Genomic DNA, 14,190 nt, shown 5'->3' with positions numbered 1-14,190 from the left:
TAGCCTTTCAGCCACATCAGCGGTTCACAGCAGGCGGTCAGACAGATGGACTTCCCGGCGGATCTTCCCGCGGACTTCCCGGCACAGTCAGCACATCCCCATCCGCACGGCGGATGGCCCGGCAACGAGCTGGAGGAGGTGCTCTCGGCCTCCCTCGGCATGCCCTCGGCGGGCGGCCGGATCATCGAGGTGCTCGGCCGCAGCTTCGTCTGGATCCCCCTGCCGAACGGCGGCGGCCCGCACAGCGGCCCCCTCGACCTGCCCACGCTGGAGATCGGCGGCCAGGCGTTCGTCCCGGTCTTCAGCTCGGAGGAGCAGTTCCGCCAGGTCACCGGCAGTCATCTGGCGTACACCATCGCCCCGGCGGTCGAGTTCGCCCGCGGTCTGCCCCCGCACGTCGGCATCGCGGTGAACCCCGACGGCGTGGTCGGCGTCCCGCTGCCCCCGGCCGCGGTCGCGGACCTCTGCCGGGTCGGCCGGACCCCGCTGGACGGCCCCAACACCGGCGGCCGCGTCAAGCTCTACGAACCCGACTGGCAGGACGACCCGGTCGACTTCCTCGCCGCCGCCGGCGCCGAGTTCGCGGCCACCGGCGTGGTCCTGACGGCCCGCCGCTGCCTCGCCGCCATCGAGACGGCCGAGCCGGTCATGTTCATCGGCGTGGAACTCTCCCAGTGGGAAGGCGACTTGCGCACGCTGCCGATGGACGCGCTGGGCCGGGCCCTGGGCACGACCCCGGTGAAGTGGCCGGTCAACCTGGTCCTGTTGGACGTGGCGGACGACCCGGTCGGGTACTGGATGCGCGAACAGGTACGGCCCTTCTATACCTACGCGACTTGATGCAAGGGGCGCGGGGCCGTGTCGATTTGCGGCTCCGCCGCGCGGGCGCGACAAGCCACAGGCGACCCGCACCCGCCAACGACGCACAGGTCCCGGGCTCGTGGGCGCTTAAGCTGGTTCCATACTCGGGGCAACCTCCAAGAAGGGCGATACGACGTGAGCGCCAGCGGCACCACGACCGGCACGGTCGAGCACATGCTGCGCCAGGTGACCCCCGGGCGCTACGACGCCTACGAGGCACTGCTGCGCGCCCTCGCGACCCCGAACAACGGCCAGATCTGGATGCTCCTGTGGCACGGCCAGTCCGGCTCCCCGGACGCCCAGTACGGAAACATGGAGGTCGAGGGCTACGGCTACGCCCCCTGCGTCACCTCCGCCCAGGAGCTGAGCGCCAGCGGCTGGAACCGCTCCTACGAGGTCGTCGACGGAGTCGACGTGGCCCGCACCCTCTACCCCGACCACTTCGGCCTCTGGCTCAACCCGCACGCCCCGGGCGGCGGGGTCGGCATCCCCTGGCTCGACCTGCGGCGCATCGCGACCGGCCTGGAGCGCCAGCCGGCGGGCCCGCTGCGGCTCGCGGAACCGGGCATCGAGATCCCCCAGTTCTACGCCCTGCTCGTGCAGAACGCCCACCGCACCCCGGCGGTCCGCTCCCTGCGCCGCGCCTGGGTCCAGCCCGCGCTCGGGGCGCCGTACCTCGCCATCGGTCTCGACGTCTACGACGCCAGCCCGTCGGCCGTCGACTCGGTGCGCGCGATGATGCAGCAGTCCATCGGCGCGGTCCCCGACGGGCTGCCGGTCTCGACGGTGGCGATGTCCGACGACTACGACCCGGTGGCGCTGTGGATGCGGGCCGGCGCCCGGCCTTTCTACGACCGCGAGGCGCACGCCGCTCCCGCGCAGGCCCCGGCGGCCGGATACGGCTACCCACCGGCCCGGGGCAGCTACTGAACGTCACCGCCCGCGTCATTGCGCCATCACGTTACAACCACATTTCTCCGCGCGTAGATGGCGGCGGATCGCCCCGAAGGTCGGCTAATCTCCGCTTCTGTCCCAACTGCCCCGCGTCCGAGGGGCGTTACCCGCTGTTCGGATAACGGAATCCTCCGCACTGCATCACGGTTACGCATACTTTCTTCGCCAGGCCTGGCGGGTGATCGCGGCCACGCTGAAGACTCCCCAGTCAGACACGGGATCGGACGGTCCCGTGATCGAGAGCAAGTCGACAAAGCCGTAATCCACGGCAGGCGTAGGCCGGTCACCACCGGCGAGAGGGGTCGGGTCACTGTGACCGCACCGATCGAGACCACCGGGGCGCAGGCCGAGGCGCAGCCGGAGGCTGTCCTCGTCGGCGTCGACAAGGGGCAGATCGAGGGCCGTTCCCTGGGCCAGATCGCCTGGTCCCGCTTCAAGAGGGACAAGGTGGCGGTCGCCGGTGGCGTGATCGTCATCCTGCTGGTCCTGCTCGCGGTGCTGTCCCGCCCCATCCAGGCCCTCTTCGGCCTGGACCCGAACGCCCTGCACCAGGACCTGATCGACCCCAACACCTCGCTGCCCAAGGGCGACTGGGGCGGCATGAGCTGGGACCACCCGCTCGGCGTGGAGCCGAAGTTCGGCCGCGACATCGCCACCCGCATCCTCGAGGGTTCCTGGGTCTCCCTGGTCGTCGCCTTCGGCGCCACGATCCTGTCCAACACGATCGGTGCCGTCCTCGGCGTGGTCGCCGGCTACTACGGCGGCCGGGTCGACACGATCATCAGCCGCCTGATGGACACCTTCCTGGCGTTCCCGCTCCTGCTGTTCGCGATCGCCATCTCGGCGACGCTCCAGGGCGGTGCCTTCGGCCTGGAGGGCCTGCCGCTCCACATCAGCGTGCTGATCTTCGTCATCGGTTTCTTCAACTGGCCCTACCTGGGCCGTATCGTGCGCGGTCAGACGCTGGCCCTGCGCGAGCGGGAGTTCGTCGATGCCTCGCGGGGGATGGGGGCCAAGGGGCCGTACATCCTCTTCCGCGAGCTGCTGCCGAACCTCGTCGGCCCGATCATCGTCTACTCGACGCTGCTCATTCCGACCAACATCCTCTTCGAGGCGTCGCTGAGCTTCCTCGGCGTCGGCATCCAACCGCCGCAGGCCTCCTGGGGCGGCATGCTCAACCAGGCCGTCGACTTCTACCAGGTCGACCCGCAGTTCATGATCGTGCCTGGTCTGGCCATCTTCGTGACCGTCCTCGCGTTCAATCTGCTCGGCGACGGTCTCCGCGACGCTCTCGACCCGCGCAGCCGCTGACCCGCGACCGCGGTGAGAGTCCACAAGATTTCCGACAATGAAGGGGAAGCAGACCATCATGCGAAGGTCAGCGCTGGCCGCAGTGGCGGCCATCGGCAGTGCGAGCCTGTTGCTCTCGGCTTGCAGCAAGGCCGATGACAACGGTGGAGACGAAAGCAAGTCGGCTGGGGCCAACGCAGCGACCAAGGGTGTCGTCAACGCCTCCACCCAGAAGGGTGGGACGGTCACGTACGAGTACTCCGACGTCCCGGACTCCTTCGATCCCGGCAACACGTACTACGCCTACATGTACAACCTCAGCCGGCTCTACGCCCGCCCGCTGATGACCTTCCAGCCCGGTGCGGGTGAGGAGGGCAACAAGCTGGTCCCGGACCTCGCCGAGAAGGCGGGCGTGCCGAGCGACGGCGGCAAGACCTGGACGTACAAGATCCGTTCCGGTCTGAAGTACCAGGACGGCACCGCGATCACCTCGAAGGACGTCAAGTACGCCGTCGAGCGCTCCAACTTCGCGCGTGACGTGCTCTCGCTCGGCCCGAACTACTTCCAGCAGTTCATGGAGGGCGGCAAGGCGTACAAGGGCCCCTACAAGGACAAGAGCGCCGAGGGCCTGAAGTCCATCGAGACGCCGGACGACACCACCATCGTCTTCAAGCTCAACCGTCCCTTCCAGGAGTTCGACTACCTGGTCGCGACGCCGCAGACGGCGCCGGTCCCGCAGGCCAAGGACACCGGCATCGACTACGTCAAGAGCATCGTGTCCTCGGGCTCGTACAAGTTCCAGAGCTACGACGAGGGCAAGCAGGCCGTCCTCGTCCGCAACGAGAACTGGGACCCGAAGACCGACCCGCTGCGCAAGCAGTACCCGGACAAGATCGTCGTCAAGCTGAAGGTCAACGCCGAGACGATCGACCAGGACGTCCAGGCCGGTGACGCGATCGACCTCGGTGGTACCGGTGTCCAGGCCGCGACGCAGGCGAAGGTCGTCAACGACGCCAAGCTGAAGGCCAACACGGACAACACCTACGGTGGCCGTCTGGTCTACATGGCGATCAACAACCAGGTCGCGCCGTTCGACAAGGTCGAGTGCCGCAAGGCCGTCGAGTACGCCGTCGACAAGGTCTCCGTGCAGACCGCCGAGGGCGGCCCGATCCGCGGTGACATCGCCACGACCGTCCTGCCGCCGGACATCACCGGCTACGCGAAGGCGGACGTCTACGCGACCACCGACAACAAGGGTGACGTCGCCAAGGCCAAGGAGCAGCTGAAGGCCTGCGGCAAGACGACGATCAACACCAACATCTCGGCGCGCAGCGACCGCCCGCAGGAGATCGACGCGGCCACCGCGATCATCGCCTCGCTGAAGAAGGTCGGCATCAACGCCAGCCTGAAGCAGTACCCGTCGGGCAAGTACTTCACCGACTACGCGGGTGTGCCGACGTTCGACAAGAAGCAGAACATCGGCCTGCACATGATGCAGTGGGGTGCCGACTGGAACTCCGGTTACGGCTTCCTCCAGCAGATCCTGCACGGTGACGCGATCGGCGCCTCCGGCAACACCAACCTCTCGTATCTGAACGACAAGCAGATCAACGAGATGCTGGAGCAGGCCATCGCCACCGAGGACGACACGGCGCGCAACGCCCTGTACGCGCAGATCGACAAGCGTGCGATGGACCTCGCGGCGCTCGTTCCGCTGACCTACTTCAAGGTCCTGCTGTACCGCCCGGCCAACTACACCAACCTGGTGTCCACGGCGGCCTTCAGCGGTCAGTACGACTACCTCAACATCGGCACGACCAAGAAGTAGCCCCGGAAGGCAGGTGAAGGCTTTGGTGCCCGTGGGCTCAGCGGCCCACGGGCACCGGCGCCGGTCCCCGTGATCTCGTACATCCTCCGTCGGACGTTCGCGGCAGTGATCCTGCTGCTGGTCGTCACCGCGGTCACCTTCGCGATCTTCTTCCTGCTGCCGCGAATGGCCGGCCAGACCGCCGACCAGCTCGCGCAGCAGTACATCGGCAAGAGTCCGACGAAGGCCGACATCGCCGCGGTCAAGCAGAACCTCGGTCTGGACCAGCCCCTGTATGCCCAGTACTGGCACTTCATCAAGGGGATCGTGTCCGGCGCCACCTACAACCTGGGCCCCACGACGGCGCACTGTGACGCGCCCTGCTTCGGTTACTCCTTCAAGAACCACGTCGCGGTCTGGCCGCAGCTCACCTCGCGCCTCCCGGTGACCATCTCGCTGGCCGCCGGCGCGGCCGTGCTGTGGCTGGTGTCCGGTGTGGTGATCGGCGTGATCTCCGCGCTCAAGCCCCGCAGCTTCTTCGACCGCGCCTTCATGGGCGTCGCGCTCGCCGGTGTCTCGCTGCCCATGTTCTTCACGGGCAACCTGGCGCTGCTGCTCTTCACCTACCAGTGGCCGATCTTCGGCCGCACCTATGTGCCGTTCACCGAGAACCCGGCCCAGTGGGCCAACACGCTCTTCCCGGCCTGGTGTTCGCTGGCGCTGCTCTACTCCGCCATCTACGCGCGGCTGACCCGCTCGGGCATGCTGGAGACGATGAACGAGGACTTCATCCGCACCGCCCGCGCCAAGGGCCTGCGGGAGCGCAAGGTCGTGGCCCGGCACGGGCTGCGCGCCGCGCTGACCCCGATCATCACCGTGTTCGGCATGGACCTGGGCCTGCTGCTCGGCGGCGCGGTGATCACCGAGACGGTGTTCTCGCTGCCCGGCATCGGCCAGTACGCGGTGCAGGGCATCACCGACAATGACCTGCCCCCGATCCTCGGCGTCACCCTGCTCGCCGCCTTCTTCGTCGTGATCGCAAATCTCCTGGTGGACCTTCTCTACGCCGCCGCCGACCCGCGGGTGAGGCTCTCGTGACCGAACTCTCCAAGACCGGCGCCGCCCTGGGCGAGCCGGCACCGGGGAACGCCCCCGACGCCTTCCTCGCGGTCCGCGACCTCAAGGTGCACTTCCCGACCGACGACGGCCTGGTCAAGTCCGTCGACGGGCTCAGCTTCCAGGTGGAGAAGGGCAAGACCCTCTGCATCGTGGGCGAGTCCGGCTCCGGCAAGTCCGTCACCTCGCTGGCGATCATGGGCCTGCACCGGCTCGGCGCGCGCGGCAAGAACGTGCAGATGTCCGGCGAGATCTGGCTCGGCGGCAAGGAACTGGTCACCGCCGACCCCGACGAGGTGCGCCGGCTGCGCGGTCGCGAGATGGCGATGATCTTCCAGGACCCGCTGTCCGCGATGCACCCGTACTACACGATCGGCAACCAGATCGTGGAGGCGTACCGGGTCCACCACGACGTCAACAAGAAGACCGCGCGCAAGCGGGCCGTCGAGATGCTCGACCGGGTCGGCATCCCCGAGCCCGGCAAGCGCGTCGACAGCTACCCGCACGAGTTCTCCGGCGGTATGCGCCAGCGCGCGATGATCGCCATGGCGCTGGTCAACAACCCCGAGCTGCTCATCGCGGACGAGCCGACGACCGCCCTCGACGTCACCGTCCAGGCGCAGATCCTCGACCTGATCCGGGACCTGCAGAAGGAGTTCGGCTCCGCGGTCGTCCTCATCACCCACGACCTGGGTGTGGTCGCCGAGATCGCCGACGACGTCCTCGTGATGTACGGCGGCCGGTGCGTGGAGCGCGGCTCGGTCGACGACGTCTTCGAGCGCCCGCAGCACCCGTACACCTGGGGTCTGCTGGGCTCGATGCCGCGGATCGACCGGGAGACCTCCGAGCGGCTCATCCCCGTCAAGGGCCAGCCGCCGAGCCTCATCAACGTCCCCTCGGGCTGCGCCTTCCACCCCCGCTGCCCGTACGCGGACGTCCCCAAGGGCGATGTCACCCGTACCGTGCGCCCGGAGCTCCAGCAGGTCGGCGGCGGGCACTTCTCCGCGTGCCACCTCTCGCCGGAGGACCGTACGCGGATCTGGACCGAAGAGATTGCGCCGAAGCTGTGAGTGACTCCGAAGCTGTGACGAAGAAACCGGACCCGGCCGCCGACGAGCGTGAGGTCCTGCTGCGGGTCGAGGGGCTCCAGAAGCACTTCCCGATCCGCAAGGGTGTCCTCCAGCGCCAGGTCGGCGCGGTCAAGGCGGTCGACGGCATCGACTTCGAGGTGCGCAAGGGCGAGACGCTCGGCGTGGTCGGCGAGTCGGGCTGCGGCAAGTCGACGATGGGGCGGGTCATCACCCGGCTCCAGGACCCGACCGGCGGCTCGATCCACTTCGAGGGCCAGGACATCACGCGGCTGAACACGGCCGGGATGCGTCCGCTGCGGCGGGACATCCAGATGATCTTCCAGGACCCTTACGGCTCCCTGAACCCCCGGCACACCATCGGCTCGATCGTCTCGGCGCCGTTCCGGCTCCAGGGCGTGGAGCCGGAGGGCGGGGTGAAGAAGGAGGTCCAGCGCCTCCTTGAGCTGGTGGGCCTGAGCCCCGAGCACTACAACCGCTACCCGCACGAGTTCTCCGGCGGCCAGCGCCAGCGCATCGGCATCGCCCGCGCGCTCGCCCTCAAGCCCAAGCTGGTCGTGGCCGACGAGCCGGTCTCGGCGCTGGACGTGTCGATCCAGGCGCAGGTCGTGAACCTGATGGACGACCTCCAGGAGGAGCTCGGCCTCACGTACGTGATCATCGCGCACGACCTCTCCGTGGTACGCCATGTCTCGGACCGCATCGCGGTGATGTACCTCGGCAAGATCGTCGAACTCGCCGACCGTAGCTCGCTGTACGAGGCGCCGATGCACCCGTACACCAAGGCCCTGATGTCGGCGGTCCCGGTCCCGGACCCCAAGCGCAGGGGCGCCAAGTCCGAGCGCATCCTCCTGCGCGGCGACGTCCCGTCCCCGATCTCCCCGCCCTCCGGCTGCCGCTTCCACACGCGCTGCTGGAAGGCGACGGAGATCTGCAAGACGACGGAGCCGCAGCTCGTGGAGCTCCGCCCCGGCCAGCGGGTCGCCTGCCACCATCCGGAGAACTTCGAGGACCAGGCCCCGCAGGACACGGTCCTCCTCTCGGTGGCGAAGGAGGCGGCAGAGCTGGTCGCCGACGAGGTCCTGGCGGAGTCGGCGGAGACGTCGGCGGCGGTGGCGGCGGAGGTGGGAGAGGCTCGAAGTGACGACACCGCCGAGTCGGCCAACTCAGGGGCGCGGGGAACTGCGCGACCAGCCCCCACCGACCCGCAGCCGACCGACAACCCCTCCACGGAAGCGGAATCCCCCAGTCAGGAGTCAACCGACAAGTAACGCATGACAAGTTGGCAAAGTCATGCACATGCCCGAACGGGAGAGCGCAGAGTCGTCCGTGTCCGACTTATCGGCACACGCTCGAAAGGGACGACACCATGAGACTCTCCCGTTCAGCACGCTTAGGGGCCACCGTCACCGCGGTGGCCTCTTTCTGCGCCATCGCCGTCGCCGCCGCCCCGGCCCCGAAACCCGGCGCCCCGGGCATAGGCGATCCCTACTTCCCCCTCCTCGGCAACGGCGGCTACGACGCCCGCCACTACACCCTCGACGTGGCGTACAACCCGGACACCGACCGCCTGGACGGCCGTACGACACTCACCGCCCGCGCCACCCAGAACCTCTCCTCCTTCGACCTGGACCTCCAGAAGCTGGAGGTCACCAAGGTCGAAGTCGACGGCAGACGCGCCAAGTTCACCCGCGACGGCGACGAGATCCGCATCACCCCGCGTCAATCGCTGCGCAAGAACAAGGACTTCACCGTCGCCGTCACCTACGGCGGTGTCCCGGAACCCCTCAGCGGCCCCATCGTCTTCGGCTCCGACTACGGCTGGATGAAGACCCCCGACGGAGTCTTCGTCGCCTGTGAACCCAACGCCGCCTCCACCTGGTTCCCCTCCAGCGACCACCCCTCCGACAAGGCCACCTACGACATCCGCATCAAGACCCCCAAGGGCCTGACCGCCGTCTCCAACGGCCGCCTCGTGTCGACGTACGACAAGGGCGCCTCGACGTACACCCACTGGCGCGAGAAGAAGCCCATGGCGACCTACCTCGCGACCGCCACCATCGGGAAGTTCGACGTGAGGACCGGGACGACCCCCGGCGGCACCCCCATCTACGTCGCCATCGACCCGGTCCTCCAGAACAGCAACAACGTCGACGTGTACGCCGTCACCGCGGCCGCCACCGACTACTGGTCGCAGGTCTTCGGCCCGTACCCGTTCGAGGAGACCGGCGCGATCGTCGACGACATGCCGCAGGCGGGCTTCTCGCTGGAGGTGCAGACGAAACCGGTCTACTCGGCCGTCCGCAACGAGACGACGATCGTGCACGAGCTGGCCCACCAGTGGTTCGGCGACAGCGTCTCGGTCGCGCACTGGAAGGACATCTGGCTCAACGAGGGCTTCGCCACCTACGCCCAGTGGCTGTGGGCCGAGCACCAGGGCACCCGCAGCGCCCACGACTCCTTCCTGGCCGCCTACGACGCCCGCCCCGCCGACAACGCCTTCTGGCAGACCGTCGTGGGGGACCCGCAGCGCGACACCATGTTCGCCTCCGCGGTCTACCAGCGTGGCGCGATGACCCTCCAGGTGCTGCGCGAACGCATCGGTGACAAGGCCTTCTTCAAGCTCCTGCCCACCTGGACGAAGCTGCACCGCTACGGCAACGCGAACACGGCCGACTTCATCCGGCTCGCCGAGAAGGTCAGCGGCCGGCAGCTGGACGACCTCTTCGCCACCTGGCTGTTCACGACGGGCAAGCCCGCCCTCTAGCGGTCCCTGCGCGACAATGCGGTGTGCTCCAGCAACTGTTCAGCCCCTCCGTCCAGCACACGCTCGACCTCGTCGGCATCTTCGTGTTCGCCATCTCCGGCGCGCTGCTGGCCGTCCGCAAGAACTTCGACGTCTTCGGCATCGCCGTGCTCGCCGAGGTCACCGCGCTGGGCGGAGGGCTGTTCCGGGACCTGATCATCGGCGCGGTGCCGCCCGCCGCCTTCACGGACCTCGGCTACTTCCTCACGCCCCTGCTCGCCGCCCTCCTGGTCTTCTTCCTGCACCCGCACGTGGAGCGCATCCAGGTCGGCGTGAACGTCTTCGACGCGGCCGGCCTCGGCCTGTTCTGCGTCGCCGGGACGACGAAGGCGTACGAGTACGGGCTCGGCCTCACCCAGTCCGCCACCCTGGGACTCGCCACCGCGGTCGGCGGCGGTGTGCTCAGGGACGTGCTCGCCAACGAGGTGCCCTCACTGCTGCGCTGGGACCGCGACCTGTACGCGGTGCCGGCGATCGTCGGCGCCACCATGGTCGTGCTCTGCATCCGCTACGACATCCTCACCCCGCTGACCAGTGGACTCGCGGCCGTCACCGCTTTCGTGCTGCGCCTTCTCGCGATGCGGTTCCACTGGCGAGCTCCGCGGGCCTGGAACCGGCGCTCGACCGTGCGTGAGGAGTAGCGCCCGCCCGGCCGTGCAGCAGCCCCATCTCCTGGGTCAGCCACTGGAACGCCGGCACCAACTGGGGCCGCCACAGCGCCATGTTGTGCCCGCCCGCGCTCTTCGGGATGTACACCACGTGCACGGTCGTCGGCGCCTTCGCGATCTGTTCGAGGCCCACGCCCGCCTCGTAGCCGTCGCCCGGCTGACCGGACTGGTAGAGCGCGATCGCGGGCGGGGTGCGGTCCTCGCGCAGCAGCACGTAGGGGTTGTTGGCGCGGCGCAGGGCCAGGGTCGCGGAGGCCAGCGAGTTGCGCTCGCCGATCGGGTCGTTGTAGCCGGACATGCTGATCGCGGCCCGGTAGCGGTCGGGGTGCGCGACGGCGAGCTTGGTCGCGCAGTGCCCGCCCGCCGAGTACCCGGCCGCCGCCCAGCCCGCGGGACCGGACAGGGCGCGGAAGTTGTCGGTGACCATCTTCGGCACGTCCACGCTGAGCCAGGTGTCGGCGTTGACCGTGCCCGTGATGTTGGCGCAGCCGGTGTCCACCCCGGCCAGCAGGTTCATGCGCGGGGCGACCAGGATGAACGGCGCCACCCGGCCCTCACGCATCAGCGGCTCCAGCTGGTTCACCGCGTGCAACGAGCCGAACCAGGCCTTCGCCGAGCCCGGATAGCCCGACAGCAGCTCCACCACGGGGAACTTGTGGTTCCGGTAGGCCGGCTCGTCGTACTGCGGCGGCAGCCAGACGTAGACCTCGGCGTTCACGCCCGAGACCCGGCCCTTGAGCTGGGTCACCCGCACGCCGTCCATGCCGGGTCCGTTCGCGTTCCTGAAGTGCTGCTCGACCTTGGGCAATCGTTTCAGCGAGATCCCGCCGGTGCCGTCGGCGCCGAGGTCCGCGGCCTGCTGGACATGGTTGCCCGTGCCGATCAGGTCGGCCCAGTTGTCGTAGAGGTTGTTCTGGTTGTTGACCAGGACGAAGACGAGGGCGACGGCCGTGCCCTGGGCGAACAGCACCATCAGTACACGGGCGGCGCCCCGCACGATCCGCGGTCCCCGCAGGCGCGACCACAGGACGAGCGGCAGCACGAGGGCGACTGCGGACAGCACCATCAGCGTGTAGAGGAACGTGGTCCCGGTGAGGCTCATGTCCGTACAGAGGGCGAAGTCGTGTCATCGGTTTACGGACGAGAGCGGACACTTACCGGGAAATTGCCCTGGTCTCACCTGAGGGCCCCCGTGACCGAGAAAAGCTACCGCTTAGTAGTCTCTTGTTGTACCGTTCAAGCATGCCTGAAGCAGCCTCCGTCACGCGCGCGACCGTCGGCGACAGCGAGTTCGACCGGGACACCGCGGTCACCCGCCGCGCACCCGGCGTCTACGACATCGACCTCTCCGCCGGCTGGACGATCATCAGCGCCGTCAACGGCGGCTATCTGCTGGCCGTCCTGGGCCGCGCCCTCGCGGACGCCCTGCCGCACGCCGACCCGTTCACCATCTCCGCGCACTACCTGACCGCGTCCCAGCCGGGCCCCGCGGTGGTCCGCACGGAGACGGTCCGCACCGGCCGCACCCTCTCCACCGGCCAGGCCTCGCTCTTCCAGTACGACGACCAGGGCGCCGAAGTCGAACGCATCCGCGTCCTCGCCTCCTACGGCGACCTCGACGCCCTCCCCGACGACGTCCGTACGACGGCGAAGCCGCCCGCCTTCCCGCCGGTGGACCAGTGCTTCGGCCCCGAGGACGGCCCGGCCCCCGTGGACGGCAGCTCCGCCATCGCCGACCGGCTGATGCTCAAGCTGGACCCCTCGACCCTGGGCTGGGCCCTCGGCGCCCCGTCCGGCCGGGGCGAGATGCGGGCCTGGTTCGGGCTCGCCGACGGCCGGGACCCCGACCCCCTCTCGCTGCTCCTCGCGGTGGACGCGCTGCCGCCCACCGCCTTCGAGATCGGCCTCAGGGGCTGGGTGCCGACGGTCGAACTGACCGTCCACGTGCGGTGCAGGCCCGCCCCCGGCCCGCTCCGTGTCTCCATCACCACCCGCAACCTCGCCGGCGGCTTCCTGGAGGAGGACGCCGAGGTCTGGGACAGCGCGGACCGGCTGGTCGCCCAGTCCCGGCAGCTGGCCCGGGTCAGGCTCGGCTAGCGGATCCCGGGCCGGTCGGGGACCGTTCGCGAACCGGTCCCGGGGCGGGATGCTGGTGGGGTGAAGTCCGACCGTCTCCTGTCGATCCTGCTGCTCCTCCAGACCCGCGGCCGGGTGACCGCCCCCGAGCTCGCCGAGCGGCTGGAGGTCTCGGTCCGCACCATCTACCGGGACGTCGAGGCCCTCTCCGCCTCGGGCGTCCCGGTCTACGCCGAGCGCGGGCGGCACGGCGGCATCGAACTCCTCGCCGGTTTCCGCACCGACGTCACGGGCCTGACCGCCGACGAGTCCCGGGCCCTGTTCGTGCTGGCCGCCCAGGGCGCCCACGCGGCCCTCGGCCTCGACTCCGCGCTCGGTTCGGCCCTGCGCAAGGTGATGGCCGCGCTGCCCGCCCCGCACCGCCCCGCCGCCGAGACCGCCTCCCGGCGCATCCTGGTCGACGCCACCCGCTGGAAGGGCGGCCCGCAGCGCTCCGTCGACCTGGCGGTCCTCCAGGACGCCGTCTTCGCCGACCGCCGGCTGCGGCTGCGCTACCGGCACAGCGGCGAGCGGGAGACCCGGACGTACACCGTCGACCCGTACGGCCTCGTCGCCAAGGCCGGTGTCTGGTACCTGGTCGCCGACCGCCGCGCCCGTCCGCGGCTGTTCCGCGCCGACCGGGTGCGCTCCGCCGCACTGCTCGACGCCCCCGTCAGGCGCCGCCCGGGAGTCGAACTCGCCGACGCCTGGGAGGTGTTGAAGCGGCGGGTGGAGGAGCGGCCCGGCGGCATCGACGCCACCGTACGGGTCCGCCGCGACCGACTCGACCTGTTCCTGCGGCTGATGGCCGCGCATCTGTCCCGACTCCCCGAGGACGACGGCGAGAGCGCGTGGGTGACGGTCCGGCTGGCGTTCGGGGTGGTCGGCGAGGCCCGCCAACTCCTCCAGTTCTCCGACCGGATCGAGGTGCTCGCACCGCCCGAGGTGCGCGCCGAGGTCGCCGGAGCGGCCACTTCTGTCACGGACTTGTACCAGCGAGTAGGTGCGGGCTCGGAGAGTAGCACCAGGTCAGAAGGGTTGCTTTAGACGCGCTTTGCCCTGCGCACAGGCCGGGCACAGTGCGGACTCAAGGAAGCCTTAAGGGCCGTTGGTTGAGTTCCGGGCCTCAGGACTTCCTCATCCTCCCTGGAGCTGTCTCTCATGAAGCGTGTGCGTCTCCTCCCCGCCGTGGCCCTGTTGGCGCTCTCGCCCCTCGCCCTCGCGGCCTGCGGGTCGAGCGACTCGTCGTCGACCTCGAACACCGGCAACTCGGGCCAGCAGAACTGTCAGGCCCCCACGGGCAACGCGTCCGGCATGCCGAGCGGCGCCCCCTCCGGCGCCCCCTCCGGTGCCCCCACGGGCAACTCCACCGCCAAGCCGTCCGGCGCCCCCAGCGGCAACCCCTCGGGCATGCCGAGCGGCGGTCCGGGCGGCGGCCAGGGCGGCCCCGGTGGCTGCCAGGGCGGCGGCTGCGGCGGTCCCGGC

13 protein-coding genes are annotated in these 14,190 nt (G+C 69.4%); 12 read left to right on the top strand and 1 reads right to left on the bottom strand.

The features are described 5' to 3' along the window. The first annotated feature begins 45 nt into the window (after positions 1-45). The 9 genes from G3I78_RS42855 (at position 46) to G3I78_RS42815 (ending at position 10,563) form a co-directional block, all read left to right on the top strand. Positions 46-840, top strand: a complete 795-nt coding sequence (locus G3I78_RS42855) for an enhanced serine sensitivity protein SseB (protein ID WP_164435163.1) — start codon at positions 46-48, stop codon at positions 838-840. 156 nt (positions 841-996) lie between these two features. After that, positions 997-1,791 (top strand): enhanced serine sensitivity protein SseB C-terminal domain-containing protein, encoded by a 795-nt coding sequence (locus G3I78_RS42850; protein WP_164435162.1) that lies wholly within the window; start codon positions 997-999, stop codon positions 1,789-1,791. A gap of 336 nt (positions 1,792-2,127) precedes the next feature. Next, entirely contained in the window at positions 2,128-3,126 is a 999-nt protein-coding gene (locus G3I78_RS42845; protein ID WP_164435161.1) for an ABC transporter permease, read from the top strand. A 37-nt stretch (positions 3,127-3,163) separates the two neighbouring features. Next, positions 3,164-4,933 (top strand): ABC transporter substrate-binding protein, encoded by a 1,770-nt coding sequence (locus tag G3I78_RS42840; protein ID WP_164435160.1) that lies wholly within the window; start codon positions 3,164-3,166, stop codon positions 4,931-4,933. 69 nt (positions 4,934-5,002) lie between these two features. Continuing rightward, positions 5,003-6,010 (top strand): ABC transporter permease, encoded by a 1,008-nt coding sequence (locus tag G3I78_RS42835; RefSeq protein WP_164435158.1) that lies wholly within the window; start codon positions 5,003-5,005, stop codon positions 6,008-6,010. Then, positions 6,007-7,098 (top strand): ABC transporter ATP-binding protein, encoded by a 1,092-nt coding sequence (locus G3I78_RS42830; protein ID WP_164435156.1) that lies wholly within the window; start codon positions 6,007-6,009, stop codon positions 7,096-7,098. The genes G3I78_RS42835 and G3I78_RS42830 overlap by 4 nt, the downstream gene beginning before the upstream one ends. Positions 7,099-7,112: 14 nt before the next feature. Continuing rightward, the gene (locus G3I78_RS42825) at positions 7,113-8,387 is read left to right on the top strand and encodes a dipeptide ABC transporter ATP-binding protein (protein ID WP_343243990.1); all 1,275 of its coding nucleotides are present in this window, start codon (positions 7,113-7,115) and stop codon (positions 8,385-8,387) included. 98 nt (positions 8,388-8,485) lie between these two features. Then, complete coding sequence (locus G3I78_RS42820) at positions 8,486-9,883, top strand: M1 family metallopeptidase (RefSeq protein WP_164435152.1); 1,398 nt, start codon at positions 8,486-8,488, stop codon at positions 9,881-9,883. Between the two features lie 23 nt (positions 9,884-9,906). Then, entirely contained in the window at positions 9,907-10,563 is a 657-nt protein-coding gene (locus G3I78_RS42815) for a trimeric intracellular cation channel family protein (RefSeq protein ID WP_164435150.1), read from the top strand. Here the strand turns inward: G3I78_RS42815 and G3I78_RS42810 are convergent. Beyond that, positions 10,472-11,692, bottom strand: coding sequence for an alpha/beta hydrolase-fold protein (locus G3I78_RS42810; RefSeq protein ID WP_164435148.1), 1,221 nt, complete (start codon positions 11,690-11,692; stop codon positions 10,472-10,474). The two genes, G3I78_RS42815 and G3I78_RS42810, sit on opposite strands and share 92 nt — an antisense overlap. A gap of 140 nt (positions 11,693-11,832) precedes the next feature. Here G3I78_RS42810 and G3I78_RS42805 point away from each other — a divergent pair, with 140 nt between their 5' ends. From G3I78_RS42805 to G3I78_RS42795, 3 genes are all read left to right on the top strand, one after another. After that, on the top strand, positions 11,833-12,687 hold the full coding sequence (locus G3I78_RS42805; protein WP_164435146.1) for a thioesterase family protein: 855 nt from the start codon (positions 11,833-11,835) through the stop codon (positions 12,685-12,687). Positions 12,688-12,747: 60 nt separating this feature from the next. Next, entirely contained in the window at positions 12,748-13,752 is a 1,005-nt protein-coding gene (locus tag G3I78_RS42800; RefSeq protein ID WP_164435144.1) for a YafY family protein, read from the top strand. A 114-nt stretch (positions 13,753-13,866) separates the two neighbouring features. Beyond that, positions 13,867-14,190 (top strand): hypothetical protein (locus tag G3I78_RS42795; RefSeq protein WP_164435142.1); only part of this gene is annotated, 324 nt, incomplete at its 3' end.

Origin of the sequence: Streptomyces sp. SID13726, from assembly GCF_010548375.1 — a bacterium.
Lineage (GTDB): Bacteria > Actinomycetota > Actinomycetes > Streptomycetales > Streptomycetaceae > Streptomyces.
This window is presented reverse-complemented; position numbering and strand designations above follow the sequence as displayed.

What these genes read in the sequence shown, in the direction of transcription:
- G3I78_RS42810 (WP_164435148.1), bottom strand. Translation starts at nt 11,692, where the DNA reads ATGAGCCTCACCGGGACCACGTTCCTCTACACGCTGATGGTGCTGTCC.
- G3I78_RS42805 (WP_164435146.1), top strand. Translation starts at nt 11,833, where the DNA reads ATGCCTGAAGCAGCCTCCGTCACGCGCGCGACCGTCGGCGACAGCGAG.
- G3I78_RS42820 (WP_164435152.1), top strand. Translation starts at nt 8,486, where the DNA reads ATGAGACTCTCCCGTTCAGCACGCTTAGGGGCCACCGTCACCGCGGTG.
- G3I78_RS42855 (WP_164435163.1), top strand. Translation starts at nt 46, where the DNA reads ATGGACTTCCCGGCGGATCTTCCCGCGGACTTCCCGGCACAGTCAGCA.
- G3I78_RS42840 (WP_164435160.1), top strand. Translation starts at nt 3,164, where the DNA reads ATGAAGGGGAAGCAGACCATCATGCGAAGGTCAGCGCTGGCCGCAGTG.